The 15658-nt window shown below is 60.7% G+C and carries 15 protein-coding genes and 1 tRNA gene; 8 read left to right on the forward strand and 8 right to left on the reverse strand.

What is annotated here, in order from left to right; all coding sequences use genetic code 11:
• Positions 1–703: 703 nt before the first annotated feature.
• Positions 704–1573 (forward strand): hypothetical protein, encoded by an 870-nt coding sequence (locus N3C12_02655; protein MCX8071341.1) that lies wholly within the window; start codon positions 704–706, stop codon positions 1571–1573.
• 311 nt (positions 1574–1884) lie between these two features.
• Here the strand turns inward: N3C12_02655 and N3C12_02660 are convergent, their stop codons facing one another.
• Positions 1885–2520 (reverse strand): GNAT family N-acetyltransferase, encoded by a 636-nt coding sequence (locus tag N3C12_02660; protein ID MCX8071342.1) that lies wholly within the window; start codon positions 2518–2520, stop codon positions 1885–1887.
• Between the two features lie 281 nt (positions 2521–2801).
• Between N3C12_02660 and N3C12_02665 the strand changes: the two genes are divergently transcribed.
• The gene (locus N3C12_02665) at positions 2802–4076 is read left to right on the forward strand and encodes a HAMP domain-containing histidine kinase (GenBank protein MCX8071343.1); all 1275 of its coding nucleotides are present in this window, start codon (positions 2802–2804) and stop codon (positions 4074–4076) included.
• 9 nt (positions 4077–4085) lie between these two features.
• On the opposite strand, the gene N3C12_02670 is transcribed toward N3C12_02665, so the two are convergent.
• Positions 4086–5150, reverse strand: a complete 1065-nt coding sequence (locus N3C12_02670; protein ID MCX8071344.1) for an aminotransferase class V-fold PLP-dependent enzyme — start codon at positions 5148–5150, stop codon at positions 4086–4088.
• Between the two features lie 118 nt (positions 5151–5268).
• Here N3C12_02670 and N3C12_02675 point away from each other — a divergent pair, with 118 nt between their 5' ends.
• Positions 5269–6240 carry an RluA family pseudouridine synthase gene (locus N3C12_02675; GenBank protein MCX8071345.1) on the forward strand — a complete coding sequence of 324 codons (972 nt, stop codon included), beginning with the start codon at positions 5269–5271 and terminating at the stop codon, positions 6238–6240.
• A gap of 36 nt (positions 6241–6276) precedes the next feature.
• Here N3C12_02675 and N3C12_02680 read toward each other — a convergent pair whose 3' ends face one another.
• Together N3C12_02680 and N3C12_02685 are read right to left on the reverse strand one after the other, a co-directional pair.
• Positions 6277–6642 carry a hypothetical protein gene (locus tag N3C12_02680; protein MCX8071346.1) on the reverse strand — a complete coding sequence of 122 codons (366 nt, stop codon included), beginning with the start codon at positions 6640–6642 and terminating at the stop codon, positions 6277–6279.
• Positions 6643–7174: 532 nt separating this feature from the next.
• Positions 7175–7468, reverse strand: a complete 294-nt coding sequence (locus N3C12_02685; GenBank protein ID MCX8071347.1) for a hypothetical protein — start codon at positions 7466–7468, stop codon at positions 7175–7177.
• Positions 7469–7879: 411 nt separating this feature from the next.
• Here N3C12_02685 and N3C12_02690 point away from each other — a divergent pair, with 411 nt between their 5' ends.
• Positions 7880–8146, forward strand: coding sequence for a hypothetical protein (locus N3C12_02690; GenBank protein MCX8071348.1), 267 nt, complete (start codon positions 7880–7882; stop codon positions 8144–8146).
• Between the two features lie 165 nt (positions 8147–8311).
• Here the strand turns inward: N3C12_02690 and N3C12_02695 are convergent, their stop codons facing one another.
• The gene (locus N3C12_02695; protein MCX8071349.1) at positions 8312–8605 is read right to left on the reverse strand and encodes a hypothetical protein; all 294 of its coding nucleotides are present in this window, start codon (positions 8603–8605) and stop codon (positions 8312–8314) included.
• 1089 nt (positions 8606–9694) lie between these two features.
• On the opposite strand from N3C12_02695, the gene N3C12_02700 reads away from it, so the two are divergent.
• Positions 9695–9767 (forward strand) — tRNA-Phe (locus N3C12_02700).
• A gap of 57 nt (positions 9768–9824) precedes the next feature.
• Here the strand turns inward: N3C12_02700 and N3C12_02705 are convergent.
• A complete protein-coding gene (locus N3C12_02705; GenBank protein MCX8071350.1) occupies positions 9825–11198 on the reverse strand; it encodes a Gfo/Idh/MocA family oxidoreductase in 1374 nt (457 codons plus the stop codon).
• Here N3C12_02705 and N3C12_02710 point away from each other — a divergent pair.
• From N3C12_02710 to N3C12_02720, 3 genes are all read left to right on the forward strand, one after another.
• A complete protein-coding gene (locus N3C12_02710) occupies positions 11133–11762 on the forward strand; it encodes an endonuclease III (GenBank protein ID MCX8071351.1) in 630 nt (209 codons plus the stop codon). The two genes, N3C12_02705 and N3C12_02710, sit on opposite strands and share 66 nt — an antisense overlap.
• 132 nt (positions 11763–11894) lie before the next feature.
• The gene (locus N3C12_02715) at positions 11895–12773 is read left to right on the forward strand and encodes a hypothetical protein (protein MCX8071352.1); all 879 of its coding nucleotides are present in this window, start codon (positions 11895–11897) and stop codon (positions 12771–12773) included.
• 172 nt (positions 12774–12945) lie between these two features.
• Positions 12946–13272, forward strand: coding sequence for a PKD domain-containing protein (locus tag N3C12_02720; protein MCX8071353.1), 327 nt, complete (start codon positions 12946–12948; stop codon positions 13270–13272).
• A gap of 720 nt (positions 13273–13992) precedes the next feature.
• On the opposite strand, the gene N3C12_02725 is transcribed toward N3C12_02720, so the two are convergent.
• Positions 13993–14331 (reverse strand): SCP2 sterol-binding domain-containing protein, encoded by a 339-nt coding sequence (locus tag N3C12_02725; GenBank protein MCX8071354.1) that lies wholly within the window; start codon positions 14329–14331, stop codon positions 13993–13995.
• A 212-nt stretch (positions 14332–14543) separates the two neighbouring features.
• Positions 14544–15581 carry a DUF4921 family protein gene (locus N3C12_02730; protein ID MCX8071355.1) on the reverse strand — a complete coding sequence of 346 codons (1038 nt, stop codon included), beginning with the start codon at positions 15579–15581 and terminating at the stop codon, positions 14544–14546.
• Positions 15582–15658: the final 77 nt, after the last annotated feature.

Here is a 15658-nt window from a genome sequence, read left to right on the forward strand (position 1 = left end):
GTCAGCTGCCCACGCATAGCTGAGCGCAACCCTCAGGGCAACAGCAACTCCATGTTGGTCTAGAGGCCTTCGGCTTAACGTGCTTCTTGGGTGAGAAATGCGGGGACGGCACAGGCCGTACATGGAGTTTATGCTGCTCGCGCTCCAGCCGGTTGCACCCGCCCCGTTACTTGCCGGACCTGTTCACGGCCGCCTTTGGCCGTTTCCACACCATGACTCGTCGGTTGATTTCGGTCACGCCCTTGAGGGCCTCGCCCATGCCCACGGCTACGTTTTCGATTACACTGGGCTTGAAGCGCCGTCCGAGTGCGGCACCGCCGCTGCTTTTCCCCGAGCGCAATTTCCCTACGCAGGTAGAAGAACACAAGGCACAAGCCTGCGGCCACAAGACCCATAAAAAAGCCCACTTTGACCACTCGATACGGATGGGAAAAGGCCGAAGAGGGCCAAGGCACCGGGAAGAATCAATCGAAGCCGCTTCGCCCGTTGCGGCGAGGACCGAAGGCTTTGCCCGGCCTTCCTGGGCGAAAGAATCGCGCTCCGAGCAGTGCATCTTCGGCTGGTGCAAACCCGCGAGGCCCGGTTCCAAGAAAAAGTTGACAACCGGTGGGGGCACGTAGTGTCTGTGGGCCGCCGCTCAGGGATGAGGCTCAGCGCGGGCGTAGAGGTGGGCGTACCCGCAGCCTGTGCTTCAGAAGGGAGGGTGTGGAGGGCCTCCAAGACAGTAGAAGACACGAGCTGGGTACGTGTGCTCGCTCGCTTTGCGTGGTTCGGTGTTGCGCTGCTCACGAGCGCTGCCAGCCAGCCCTTCATGCGCTCTACCGCAGTGGCAGTACCTGTCTCGCTGCCAGTGAGTGTGTCGACGGGCTTGGGCTCCACCGTGTGGGTAGCAACGAACGATAGCAGCACTTCTGGCGGTGCTTTCGGTGGATTTTGTGGCTACTCTCCAGCCTTGGGTTTGACCGATGCAGGGTCCGCTGCAGGGTCCGCCTCCGGGGCTTTCGATGCCTACGACGAGGCTTGGAGTGTGTGGATCGATGGCGTGCCGTTCGTGGCTCCGGCCACCGTGGATTTGACCGGGACCACGCTTCTTGCCGGACCGGTCCCGATGTCGGGACTCAACGTTTGGGTGCAATACTTCTTTTCTATCAACACACAAGCGATGAGGATGTTGGTGTTCTTGCAAAACTCCACCGCGTCCACGATCACCGCTGTGGTAGAGGTGCCCGTCAATTTTGGTTCGGATTCTTATACGCAGGTCGACGACACCTCCTCGGGCGACACCTCGGTAACCGTGGCCGATCGGTGGGTGGTGACCTCCGACGGCGGCCGGGGCGACCCCGTCAACACCAGCGTGTTTTATGGCCCAGGAGCTCCGGCCGTAGCGCCCTTTAATTATACGCAGACGGTTTTCGAGTGTTCCGGCTCTGAAGGCTTGGGAGCAACCTTCAATATCTCGGTGCCGGCCAACAGTGCGCGGGCGTTGATGTTTTTTGCCGCTCTCGGCGATATTCTGGGCACGGGGAATCCATTTCAGGGGCCACGACGAATGCGGCGCTATTCGATTCGGTGACGGCCTTGGCAAGCCAAACCGATCTTCTGACCGGGGTTTCCGTCGACACTTCGCAGAGTGCTCTCATCCTGAATTGGGAGGGTTTGTCCGTTCCCTTGCCGCAGCAGTTTGTGCCCCGCGCTCCGGTTCCGGCAATGGCAGCGCCGTTTTTCGCAGCGTTGGTGCTCGTTCTCAGCATGCTCGGCCTGGCACGCCTCCGTGGGAGAAACGTGAGGGGCAGTTAGTCGCGCCGAACTGAGATCCCGCCTGCGCAAGCTTGCGGCCCCGTCCGTAAGCTTCGCTGAAGACCTAGCGAGCCTCGGTTGAGGCCCTCAGGCTGCAGCTGGGCGCCAGAGGCGCCAGATGGGTACGCCCACGGCGAAGAAAGTACCAAGGCAACGAAAGCCGTGGCGGCTGTAAAAGTGCAAGTTTTCTTCCCGCGCGGTTTCCAAATACGCAGGCAAGGGATGCTCCGTCGCTTGCAAGGCGTGTGTGAGGAGCCGACTCCCGAGCCCGCGATGTTGGACTGCTGGATCCACGCCGAGTGTGCGCACGTAGAGAAACGGTGGGCGCGGCATATGGCGCGCGATCGTGCGCGCCGCTTCCACCGCACGTTGGGCGGCGCTCCATCCGATATGCCAGAGGCTTCGCAGCGAAAATAGCGTGTCGCTTGCGGCTGTAACTGCACCGCCGGGAAACGACACCGAGATCAGACCGCAAATCGCCCCGGCGGATCCCCGCACAATCCACGCCGGGTGCCGCGACAAGCAATGGGCGCGTAGCGAAAGGCGAAAACTCCACCACATCTTTTCTGTCCGCTTGCTGGAAGGCTCGCCACAAATGGCCTGCACAAGCGGGTCGTGAAAAAAGGCACGCACCAACATGCTTGCCGCTTCACGCTCGTGTTGCCAAGCGAACTGTTCGATTGGCCATAAGGGTGGCAGAGCGCGTGTGCTTGGTTCCGTCACGACGATCTCCTTGCCGACACGGCGCGGCGTGCGCCGCAGGCTAGCCCGCACTTGGCGCCAGCGGCAAGCGGGCTCGAACAGCTTGTACACACAAATCTCGGGGGTTGCGTTCGGAAGTGTCTTAGGAAAACTCGATCGCGTTTTGCCATAGCGTTAGTGATTCGGCATCCAGCACCGCTCTCTTGGCCATACGGCTGAGCAGGCTCCTACGGTGCCCGGTCGGGTATGATCGATGCTGCATTTGGATCACTAACCAGAATGAAGGCGACCGGAGAACATTGATGCCCATCCGTTTGTTGCTTCTGCGCTGGGTTTTAGTTTTGGCCACTGTTTATCTAGTATGGTTCAGCGGCGGTCGCGCGCAGAACTTGTGGCTCGTGACGGTGTATGTGCTGGCGTACGTGGGGTCGACGCCCGTCATCCATCGTGCCGTGCGACGCCGGCCTGTGAGTCAGCGTCTTTTGGTTGGCCTCGTCGTGTTCGACATCGCATTCGTAAGTGTCGGGCTGATTCTGGCCCATCCGACGCAATTGGACTTTTACCCCGTGGTTTTTCTCGTCCTATTCGTCGCTGCAGTGGCCCTCGATTTTCGGGCGGCAGTGGTCACGGCGGTGTTACTCGGCGTAGTGCACTTGGCAGCTACGGCCAGTACATCGCCCGATCCGATTTGGACCCACACCGACGAGTTGTTGCGGATTCCCTTTCTTTTGGCTGTGGCGGGTTTCTTTGGCTACCTGTGTCAACAACAACGACGCCGCGCGCGACGCCGCTTATGGAGCCAACGCCAACGAGACCGCATGCAGGCGTTGGCGGCGGCCGCACACGACATTCGTAGTCCACTCGCGAACGTGGTCAGCCTCACCGAGATGCTCCTCGCTGGGGATGCGGGCGAGCTAAACCCGGACCAGCGCGACCTCCTCGAGCGGGCCCACGTGGATCTTTGGCGCATCGTACGACGAGCTACAAACCTGATGGACGCTGCGCGCTTGGACCAGCAGGCGTTACCCTTGGAGCTGGAGTGCACGGATCTAGCCAAACTGTGCGCCGAAGTTGTGCAATCGATGGAGACAGCAGCGCGAATTCGCAAGCTCCGATTGATTCTGGAGAACGAGTCAGTCGGGAGCGAGGTGTTGGCCGATCGCGTCCAAATAGAGCGTGCGGTAAGCAACCTGGTGGACAACGCGCTCAAGTACTCGCCAACAAACGGCAGTGTGTGGCTGCGGGTACGCAATCCCTCGCCGGGTTGGGTGAGCGTGGAAGTGATCGATCAGGGACCGGGAATTCCGGTGGAGCAACAGGAAGCAGTGTTTCGCCCATATGCACGGATCCATAGTGGACCACCTTTGTCAGGCAGCGGTCTTGGCTTGTTTATCGTGCGGAAGATTGTCGTGGCGCATGGTGGTTCGGTGACGCTGGAACGTGACCCGCATGGGGGAACATGTGCGCGCATCCTGCTCCCGCTGATCATTGGAGAGCGGCCACATCCACGAGAGGGCAAAAATCCGCCAGGCACACAGACCCGCGGGTGGTCCTCCAACGGGCAGTGGCTTAGGTGAGGGAATACGTTAGTCGCTGCGCGTTGCTTCCACCTGCAATGCTTCGAGGAAGCGATCGATGTCGTTCGTGGTATTGTAAAAATGCGGAGCTACCCGGATGCCGCCGTTGCGTACCCGGACGATGAAGCCGCGCTTGTCCAGGCGCTGGGTCAAGCCCTCGGAGGACCGACCGGGCAGGCGAAATACGATGATGCCAGAGCGCTGGTGTTCTCCGAGGGGGCTGAGAATCTCAGCTCCAAGTGGATGCAATCCATCAACCAAGCGATCCGTTACCGCGCGGATGCGTCGCCAGACTTCTTCCCTGCCGACCTCGAGAAGAAGCTCGACGGCGGAGCCGAGGGCGTGAATGCCCATATGGGGTGGGCTGCCAGGTTCGAACTTCAGGGCATCGCGGCGTGGCTCGAAGTGGTAAGGGAGGAACTTATTTTCGTCGTACACGCTCTTCCAACCGTGCAGTACGGAATCGAGGCGATCGATGACCCGGCGCGACACGTACAAGAAACCACAGCCTTCTGGAGCGAGGAGCCACTTGTGGCCGCCGACGGCGAGGCAGTCGATCCCCAAGCTTTCCACCTGGAGCGGCACGGCGCCGACGCCTTGAATTCCGTCGACGCAGAATAACCAGCCGCGCTCCCGGCAAAGTTGCCCCAAAGCTGCCAGGTCGTTGCGTGCACCCGTGAGCCAATCGACAAAGCTGACTGACAACAGGCGTGTGCGCCGATCGGCAACGGCGACGACATCGTCAGGGCTCACAAGCCCATTCCGCCGCGCCACCAAGCGGGTCTCGACCCCCCGGGCACGCAAGGCAAACCAAGGGTAGATGTTCGATGGATATTCTTGATCGACAGCGATCACGTTGTCGCCCGCCTGCCACGGAAAGCCGCTAGCGACAAGGGAAAGGCCTTCGGAGGTGTTTTTGACGAAGGCGATCTCATCGGTCTGCGCACCCACGAGCTTGGCGCAGGCTGCCCTCGCGGCTTCGCTACGCAACTCCCACCACTGGTTTGCTGGCCCATCTGCTCGTAGGGCTTGCTCCAAAAACGCCTCGACTGCTTGGCGCACTCGCAGAGACACCGGTGCGACACCTGCGTGATTGAGATGCACCAGTTTGTCGGTTACCGGAAACAATCTGCGCCACGGATTTGCAGACATGTGGCGCTAACTAGAACGAGAATCGGGCGAGACCAAGACCATGACCCACGTGTTGCCACCCGATGAGTTGCAACAAATCCAAGTAGACGCCGCTCATGGCGGGATGCGGCTGGACGCTTTCGTTCGCAACATGGTTCCAGCGTTATCTCGACGTGCCGTGCAGGAAGCGATCGATGAGGGCAGGGTGTTCGTCAATGGTCGGCGGGCCAGCAAAGGCACTCGCCTGCAACCTGGTGCCATGGTGACGATCGTTGCCGAGCTAGTGCGCGAGCTCGAGCCGAACTCCGAGCTGCCGGTGACAGTGGTCCACGAGGACGATCACTTGGTTGCCGTGAATAAGCCGGCGGGTCTGCCGAGTCATGCGCTGCGGCCGTTCGAGCGCAACACGGTAGCGAACTTCCTCCTCGCGCACTACCCGGAGATGCGAGCCCTTTCGCGGGCAGGGTTGGAAGCCGGGCTGGTGCACCGGCTGGACACAGATACGTCTGGAGTTCTGCTCGCCGCGCGCACGCCGGAGGCGCATCGCCATTTGCGTGAGCAGTTTGCGGCGAGAGAGGTTCGTAAAGAGTACCTGGCGCTAGTGAGCGGCACGATATCGGAGCCAGGGGCGATTCGAAGCCCGTTGGAAAACGACCCAAGCCAAGTGGGGAAAATGCGCCTCGCCCGCAGCGGCAGCGGTCGAGCCGCCGAGACCCATTACCGGCCTCTGGAGTGTTATTCCGGGCACACGCTGCTGCGGGTGGACATCTATAGCGGCCTCCGGCACCAGATCCGTGCGCATCTTGCCGCCATTGGGCATCCGATTGTCGGCGACGCTTTGTACGGCGGCGACCCCAGCCTCGGCTTGAAGCGGCAGTTCCTACACGCCACGCGTATCTCGTTCCGTCACCCCGTCACGGTACAACTCTTCGCCGTGGAAGCCCCGGTGCCGGAGGAGCTGTCCGCCGTGTTGGGCGAACTGAGAAAGCGAGAGCGGCAAATCTACAAGGCTTCGCGTCCGCGCCGGCGGTGACGGCCTACCGCGCCTTCGGGCGCGAGCAGACCAGCATTAGGCTGCCACTTGCTTCCCTTTACTCTTTGCTTTCGCACAAGCGGCGCAGAGGTTGCGCTGATTGTGCGGGTCCTCGACCAAACCCTCGTCCAGATTGTGGCAGATCTTCTTGCACTCGAAGCAAATGAAGTAGATTCCTTCAATCGTCTTGTTGATGCGTTCGCGATTTAAGATCCGACCCTTAAGCTTCTCGATTCGGATCCCCAAGAGTTCTTCGTATTGGCGCTTGATTCTGCGGCGCCCGGCTTCGTCCTTTGGTAGTCCCTCTTCTTCACCTTCAGGAGCTAAGTCCGGGTCGAGCAGGCGTAAATTCTTTTTATTCTTCGCCTTGGTGCTTTTGCTCTTCTTAGAAGTCCGTGCCATGGACACCTCCGCTTACGCAGGCGTTAACGCGTGCGCCTGGTGTAACCACAATTCTTTTCGCAGACCCAAAAGAAGCCGTGGGGGCCGAAGCCGGTAAACTTCACGACACGGACCTCAGCACCGCAACTCGGGCACAAACGTTTTTCTTGAACACCGCCTTTTTCCGCCGTCTTGGCTTTTTTCTCCGCCACTGAGCTACCTCCTTAAGCTGGATCACGAGGTGGAAGACCGTTGCTGACAATCCGGAGGGTGGTCAGCGATCCGCCATTGAGAGCTCCGTGCCCAGCACGCCGACACAAGCGCCACGCGTAGCCAAGGGCAATACACCTGTCAATGCAGGATCGCGAACCGGAGCTGCTACTGTGCCGTCGCTGCACGTCCCCGCATACCGCGACACCTGTCCTCTGTGTGTTTGTCGGGCGAGAGAGGCGGCCGGGGCTCAGGCGCAGACGGCGGGCCAGCATTGGAGAGTTAACGAGTCCGAGTCCACTAAGCCGCTGGGTGCTACGCGCAACAGGCGAATCCGTCGTGTTCACGGCCGCCAACCTTGCGCGGTCATTCGCAGCGGGATCGCGAACGTGATCTCCCCACTGCACTGATTGTGCGCGAACACAGGAGCGCCAGATTCCGCCAACACTCCACCCAGATACAAGATGAGGCTGAGGCCAGTCGGCCCTGAACCCAGTGCAGCCGCCAAGGCGCTTGCGTTGGTGATGTCGGTGGCGTCGCCGGTCCGCGGTGACGGTCGCCGCACATCGACCACGGAGACTCCCGAAGCCGTACAAGTGGGCAGCCGCGGGTCTCGGTTGTTCAGGCTCAGTCGCATAGGGATGAGGCAGGCGCCGTTATGGGAGTCCCCGTCGAGATCGCAGGCAGAGTCGCCATCCGTGCATCGACGCGCGGCCGAGGAACACCGAGCCGATTGCGGAAAGCAGGCTCGGGCAAAAAGAATTCCAGCAAACAGTCCGGCCTCCCTGCTCCGCCGCCAGGAGCACAAGAGTTTGCCGGGGCGGTTTCGGCGCACAGAGCGGGGACGTTTGTAGGGGTAACAGTCGCTGATGGCGTCGGTGATTGGGAAGTAGGGAGGGTAGGCGAGAGCGTTGGCGTTCGCGTTGCCGTGGGGGTCCGGGTAGGCGTTGTTGACCGGCTCGGAGTAGGTGTGGGCGATGTCGTGGGGCTCAGTGTTGGCGTCCGGGTCGGAGTCAGGCCTGGCGTCAGCGTTGCAGAGGAGGTGGCGGTGACGGTGAGAGTAAACGAGGGTGGCGGGGTGGCTGAAGGAGACGGGGAATGGGACGGCGACGCTGTCGGTGCGGCAGACGCAGTCTCCGTGGCAGTCGGAGACGCGGTCATGGTTGCGGAGGCCGTCGCAGTGGCGGAAACCGTTGGGGTTGCGGAAGCTGTCACCGTAATCTTGGGCGTTGCCATCGAGCTCGCGGTCGGCGTTCGTGTTGCGGTTTCCGTTGGCGGGAGCGTGGAGGATGCAGTCGGTGTCGGCGTTGGCTGAAGAACCGGTGTGAATGTAGCGGTTGGTGTCGCTGTCGGTGTGGCGGTGGAATCGGGCTTGACAATGACCATCGTGTCGAAGACAAGGTTGTTCCGATCGACAGCCTGCACGGTCAGCGTCCTGTTGCCGGCAATCCGTACTGCGGTGTGCTGGTAACGTGCGAAACTACAGTAGTTCGAAGGTCCCGCCGGGCCGTTTTGGCCGCGGGCCAAGGGCAGTAGGTTTTGCTGCCGAACAAGGGCTATCGGCTTGGTCCGTTGGCGTCGACATTGGCAGCGGAATCCAGAGTCGCTCCGCCCCTCCGGTCATGATGTAGATCGCCCCCCGTCCATCGTGGCCAGGCGAGCCATCGGGAAGAAATTCGTCCCAATACTTGCTTCGTTCGTAAGTGTCGTCGTGACCGGTGAACACCACATCCACACCATAGCTTTCGAATAAGGGGCCCCACTGACTCCGCACAGTGAGATCGCTTCCGAGGGAGGCTAAGCCGTTGGCGCAAGAACACGGGGTATGATGCAGGAACACGAATTTTCACTTGCGCGTGGTCGTGGCGAGTTGCGTTTCAAGCCAAGAACGTTGCGTCGCTGTCATCGCAGGCGAGTTGGAGTCTAATCCCAGAACCAGCACTTCACTACTTTCAAAGGCCCAGTGGTGCGTTACGCGGACGCTGGAGCATCCGAAATTCTGCTCACGAAGCCCAATTGCTTGCGCCCATGGGATTCAGGTCGTGGTTCCCGGGCACGGGAAAAATATTGCTCGTTGAAGCAACGTCGAGTAAGCGAGGAGTCCATTATTGTCCCAGTCAGACTGCACGCCGTTCTGATACGCGTTGTCGCCCGCTGTGAAGACCAAGGGTGGGTCCGATGCATTTTGGTTGTTGGCCACATCGTAGTATGCCTTGGTGCCTGCCCCCGATCGCCGACGACGGTGAAAAAGACGTCATTTGAGTCCGTCCGCGCGCGCAGCGTGGTAAAGTACGAGGAGAGGGATACCGGCTGCAGCACCACGCCGTTGGTGGTGAGCTGATAGTAGTACCGAGTGCCGGTTTGGAGACCGGTTAAGCGCACGCTGTGGCAGATACCTGCACTACCCACATCGCACGCAGACGCAGGCGGAGCTGTCGCAACTTGGCCGAGCGCCGTCGTAGTGCCATACTCTACCGTGTTGTCACCCGCGGTGTCGGTCCACCGCAGGATGGTCAACGTTGTGGGGTCATTATCGGGATTCTGCAGCAGCGGTCCACGCGTGAGCACCAGCGCGATTACCGGGCTTATCGAGGCAAACGCGACGAACCCGGCGACAACGATTGCCGCGGCTTGCCTCCTGCGCACCGCCCACCACCCACCACCAACTCGCCATCCTCCTGCAGCGCATCGGTACTAGCTACGCCGAGGGCCCCGATTTTGTCAAGCCAATTTCTGGCAATGGAGAGTACACGCACGGGACCTGGAAAACGGGCGGCTTTTATACGATTTTGGCCTACTCTTGGCCCCTTGCGACCAGCGCATGCCTTTTGTACTCAAGTGCGCCGTTGTCCGCGGAGGCCGTGGGCAGGTAGCTCAGTCGGTAGAGCAGAGGACTGAAAATCCTCGTGTCGAGTGTTCGATTCACTCCCTGCCCATCGCTGGCGGTTGGGCGCTCGCGATTGGCACGATCAAGCTTTGCTGGGGCGTATTGCCTAGATTTTGTAGCTCAGCGCCGGCACAGGCACCGTGCATTGCTCGGCAGCGGAACGATAGCACGCTTCCACAATCGCCACTGCTCGCAACCCCTCTTCCAGCGGGATCGGCACCAGTGCTCCGGAGCGCACGGCCCGCACGAAATCGCGCAGGACTTCGCGCACGGTCGGTACCGGCGGGGGGAGTTCGAGGTTGCGGGTTTCCGTTCCTCGCACTAGCACTGCCGAGTGTAACACGTGGTCACCGATGAGTTGGCCGTGTTCGCCAGCAAGTTCGATCCCCCCCGAGCGGCTGCCTGTGGCGCGGGAACCGGCGATCGTGGCGAGTGTTCGATCGTCCTGCAGGCGGAGTACAGCGGCAAAGTTGTCTTCTGTGCGGCGCACGTTCACTCGGCTCCACTCGCAAGCCACGCGCGCCACCTCTTGTTTCAAGAGATAACGGACTAGATCGAAACAATGTACCCCGGTGTGGAGCAACATTCCTCCCCCGGCTACGGCTGGGTCGTCGATCCACCCAGGCCGCGATGGTTCGAACCGTTGGCCAAGGCGCATGCTGTGCACGGGACCAATCTCCGGTAGGTGCTCCAGGATGCACCGCACCACGCCATTGTACCGCAAGGTTTGCGCGACCATTACGGTGATTCCGGCTCGGCGCGCCGTGGTCAGTATCTCCATTCCTTCTGCCACGTTCGGCGCAGCCGGTTTTTCCAAAAGGAGCGGTTTGCGCTCTGCCGCGGCCGCCTCCACGATTGCTTTGTGCACAGTCGGGGGAACAACAGCAACGACCGCATCCACATCTCGAGCGGCGACGAGTTCCCGGAAATCTGTGTAGGCGCGGCAGTTGTACTCTTGTGCTTGCCGTTCGGCTTCGGCAGGGTTGCGGCGAGCGATGGCAGCAAGTTCAACTTCTGGGAGGTCACGGATGATGTGGTTTGCATACCGCCCGCCGTGTCGACCGGTCCCAATCAGTCCAAGGCGAAATTTGCCAGCCACGCGCTCACAATACTTGCACAGATGGTCCGAGACAATCCAACATTGCGACTCGGTCACGCTGTCGAAGGCAAATCGCGTGTCGGCTTTCGCTCTGTGTCCGAGAAAGCTAGCTAGGTCCTTGTGCTTTAACGTCGTGCGCGAGCGGAGCAGCGTGGGTACAACGAGATCGATCTTGTGGCAGGAGCAAGCGAAGAAATAGAGAAACTCAGAGCCCCTACGAAGAGACACGCGGCACGCACGCGGCGGATCCGGCACGCGGATGAGCACCGCAAGCAAGCTCCACCCTGCAATGAGGAATTCCCCATCGATGAAGTGATGCGGCGGTTGCGGGCCGCGGCGCCAAGCTGGAATGCGCCGGTGGTGACTCTCATGGCCGAGCAAAACCTGGGACCCTTCCGAGTCCTCCTGGGATGCTTGTTAAGCTTGCGTACGAAAGATGAAACCACAGTAGGTGCGGTGCAGCGCCTTTTTGCCTTGGGAAAAACACCGCAGGACTTTCTGCGGGTTCCGGTCCGGAAGATCGAGCGTGCGATTTACCCCGTCGGTTTCTACCGCACGAAAGCACGCCGCATCCGGGAGATCTGCCAGATTTTGGTAGAGCGGTACGGCGGGCAGGTGCCGGCAGATCTCGACGAGCTCTTGCAATTGCCTGGTGTCGGACGGAAAACCGCCAATTTGGTGGTCGCGAAAGGCTTCGGATTGCCAGGAATTTGTGTGGACACTCATGTCCACCGCATTACCAACCGGTGGGGATATGTCCGCACGAAATCGCCACATGAAACGGAAATGGCGCTGCGCGCCTGCTTACCGCGCCCCTATTGGAGCGAGATCAACGATCTGCTGGTGGCCTTGGGGCAGACCATTTGCAAGCCGCTGTCGCCTCTGTGCAGCGTGTGTCCGGTCGCGCACTTTTGTGCTCGCCAGGGCGTGCGCCGCTCGCGCTAGCAGCGCGCGGGACGACAGCCGGAGGTGATTGTGAGTGAAGCGAGGCAACCGCGGCGCGGGCGAGGGATTTTCTTGACTCCCTCGGACCGCGCCGTTACAAGCCCCGGCAATTTTCTCCGGTGAGGAGTACACATGCGGCAGCGCTTGTCGTGGAAGTTGGTGGTTGTCGGCTTGTTCGTGAGCTGCTCTCTGTTCGGTTGTGCGGCAAGAAAGCAGCCGCAAGCGGTTCCGACGGCGGTGCCCATTGTGGAAACGCCCCTCCCAACGGTGCCGCCCGTCACTTCCACTCCAACGGTGGCACCGACGCCGTTACCCACGCGGCCCGTAGGGCGTGAGGACGTGAAACCGAAAAAGGGGCAAGCTATCGGCCCGGTGATTACGCACTTCGGCGTGGCACGAGCTGACGGCTACCCAGTGTCGCCGATTGGTACCGAAAAAGGAATTCCGACATACCTGACGAGCGCGGGAGCAGGGTTTATGCTGGTCGTCGAGGCAAAGCCCGGACTGGCGGGGCACGAGGTGGGCCGGAGGGTGTTTGTCCACGTGCCCGATGATCCAAGCGTTCGGCCCGACTTGGAAATTATCAGCAATCGGCCGCTCGGCAACGGAGATCCCCGCGTTTGTGACAGCAGGCGGCCCAACATTGGCGGGATCCCAGCAGCGCCGAGTTTCGCCGAGACGCAACCGATCACCGATGCGATCAATGACTTCGCCTGCCGGTTTGAAACGCATAACGACAATGAATCCGCATGCACCGTCAACGCCAACGGCGACTTCGCGTTCGTCAACCCGGAAACCACGCAGCAGTTCTGCATGGCTGTGGCACGGGCCTGGGATTTCCCGGTGGGCGACACAATCCTGACCGTGCGGGTGCGAGACGTAAAAGGCAACGCTGGCCCTCCGAAGCAAATTCGTATTCGTAGACCCGTGGCGCCCCCCACTCCGAAGGTGAAGGCGATGCCGTCGCCGACGCCTGCGGGACCGAAGCCACTGCCGACTCGGCCTGAATGAGCGTCACCCCTTGTGAAAGGGGCCGTTGCTCTGGCAAGTGGTAACGCCTGGTGGAGGAGGAAGTATGAGAGCACGAACCATCGTGTTGTTAGCGTTGCCGCTGATCCTTGTGGGCTGCACCAAAGGCTGTGAGAGATCTTCAGAGGCACCCACGGCCACCGCGCCGGTGCCCATGGCTGGCCAGCCAGTTGCCGGCACACCACAGGAAATGCCTGCTGAAGAAGACTGCGTAGTGCTGATTGACGCGGATCCGGACTTTGGTGCGCCCCCTCTATCCGTGCAGTTCACTTCGGAGGTGGAATGCACGGCCGGCGATGTTCAGTACAAGTGGGACTTTGGAGACGGCAGCACTTCGTCCGAACCTAACCCCGTGCATACATACACGAAAGCGGGCGAGTACACGGCCACGCTGACGGTGACCGCGGGCAAGGTCAGCGCTTCGGACGAAATGGACATCACGGTGGAGGAAGAGTCCGAAGAGCCGCAGCCCTCCGAGTAAGAGTCGGTTGTCCCGAAGTCGGCCGCGCCCGGCTGCAGGGGCAGCTCTTGCTCACGGCATGGGTGGTCGGAGCTGCAACCGTTGCTGTGGGCGCTTCTGCCTGATTTTTGATCCCTATAGTCATGTATGCGTAGTGACGGATCCCAAAAGCCCGATCCTGTTGGTCAGCCCCGGACGAGAAAGCGCCTCGTTCGCGCGGGTTTAGGAATCGGAATCGCCGCGCTCTTCGTGGGTTTGGTCGTCTACGGCAGCCTCCACGCCGCGGGATACAGATGCGAGGTGTGCATCACCTTTCGGGGTCAGCAAGCCTGCCGGGAGGTCGAAGGGCCGAGTGAGTCTGAGGCGCGTGCGAGTGCGGTGAACAATGCTTGCGCGGTCCTCGCCTCGGGAGTGACAGAAACACTGGCCTGCGAGCGGACTGTGCCAGATCGCGAGCAGTGTAGGCCGATTCCTTAGTCTCCGTGTGTCGGGCGATGGCCTAGCTATGGCTGTCTTCGGAGGATCCGCAAAAGCTAGCGAGCGTGCACATGCCGGGGCTAACCCTGTGGAAACTCGGCCTCGATTACACAAACTCTGCCGTGCGCCTCAAGCAACGCCGCCGCGGCTTTCCCTTAAGCGAGTCGGTAAGGCAAGCTAGCGGCATTCCAAAAACAAAGGGCCCATGCTTACGCACAGGCCCTTTCAGCTCGTTCGATGAAAACGGCTGTTGACAGTATTGGCTTACGCGCCGGGACGCTTGAAGAGGCTTTGCATCTTCATCGCTAAGCCCATGTCGCCGGCGATTTTCAACTTGCCGCTCATGAAGGCCATCTGGCCGTTGAGCTTACCGGTAATCATGTCGACGTAGTCTTGCGCCGCCATGGTCATCGTCATGTTGGGCGATTGGTGTGTGCCCTCGGTGACCGTGCACGTGCCGTCCTTAATCGTCACGTAGTAGTTGCCACCACCGTCGCCCGTAAGGTTGAACTGGATGACGGCATTCATCCCTTTCGCGGCATCGGCATTCAGGTTGGCCGGCATTTGGTTGAAGATCTCTTTCACTTGATCTGCGACTGACATGGTTCCCTCCTCCTTTTCTACACATGGGCCTTCCTGGGAGCCCTGTTTTTCACCAATCCCTTAATACCTTGCTGAAGCGACGACGCTTGTACGCGAGGCACTCGGTTTTGTCAACACGGGTGGGGTGCAGATCGAGGGTCCGGCTTGCTGACCTCCTCGGGTAACAAGGTTGGTGACGAGAAGCTCGCGGTGCAGGGCAAGCATATCGTGGCTTACGCTGAAGAGAGCGGCAACTCCCAAGCGGGAGTCGCCTCCAGGAGCACCGAGGGTAAGTTCAGCGTTCCGCCAATATTCGAGTATGGATAGTGCCGGGAATTCACGTGAGCGTGCAACGGCACTCCAGGGCCATCGTGCACCTCGTAGTCGAGCGGCAGTGGTCCGAGAATTTGCAACACCCGATGCAGCGTGCGCGCGAACAACCGCCAGACCCGTTCCGGCACTTCGGTGAGCCGTTCCCAGTGGTCGAGGCATACGACGTCGTAGCTTCGAGGGAATGTGCCGAAGGGGCAGAAGTAACTGATGCAGGGACCAGCGTCGCTGAGGAGAAATCCGAATCGGCGCGCAAACTGAATCATCTCCTCCCAAATTGCGGGCTCGCGGGCGGTGAGCTCGCATTCGCGCTCGATCGCGGGGAAATTTCGATCGCTGCCAATCACTTGGTTGTGGACATGCGGCTGGGAAGCGCCCGACTCATGCCCTTGGTTTTTTCGGATCAGAACTTTGCGTACCATAGGATTGCGATAAGCCACTTCCGCCACGCGGCGGTCGACCGCCAGCAAGGCCTCGAACTGCTCAGGTGGGAGCATGGCGGAATAGATCAAATCCTCGTGACCGCGGGCGCCGTCGGCAAAGTGGCGAGGGTCCTCGACCACCACGTACGATTCGTTCTGTCCGCCGGTGCAGCATTCCGGAATCCGCGGCACCAAGTTGCGCACTGCTCGGATGAGCCACGGGAAGTCAGAGGGCCGGCCGTGGACCTGCTCGCTCGTCAGGCGACAGATCTCGTCAGGCGACCGATCTTCGTTGCCTGGGCAAAACGGACACTCCTGTCGTGATCGTTCCAGATCCTCGCGCAGGGCGGCTTCGTAACGTTCTCGGTCGACGTGAGCCTCCGCGAGCAGCCGTTGCTGCGCTTGACGCAAGAAACCACTACGCTTGCGGTGCACGTGGGTGAAGTAGGTGATGTCACCCGTGAAGGGATTGCGCACCCAAACGAGCTTGCCCTCGTCACAACGAAACTCGATTGGCATCGTAAGACTCGTTTGTGCCTGCTGCCAAGGTCCGACCCACGCAACGCCCTGATTGGTGCGCAAACTTAACCGGTCGC

It is taken from the genome of Candidatus Binatia bacterium (assembly GCA_026415395.1).
Taxonomy (GTDB): Bacteria; Desulfobacterota; Binatia; order HRBIN30; family HRBIN30; genus HRBIN30.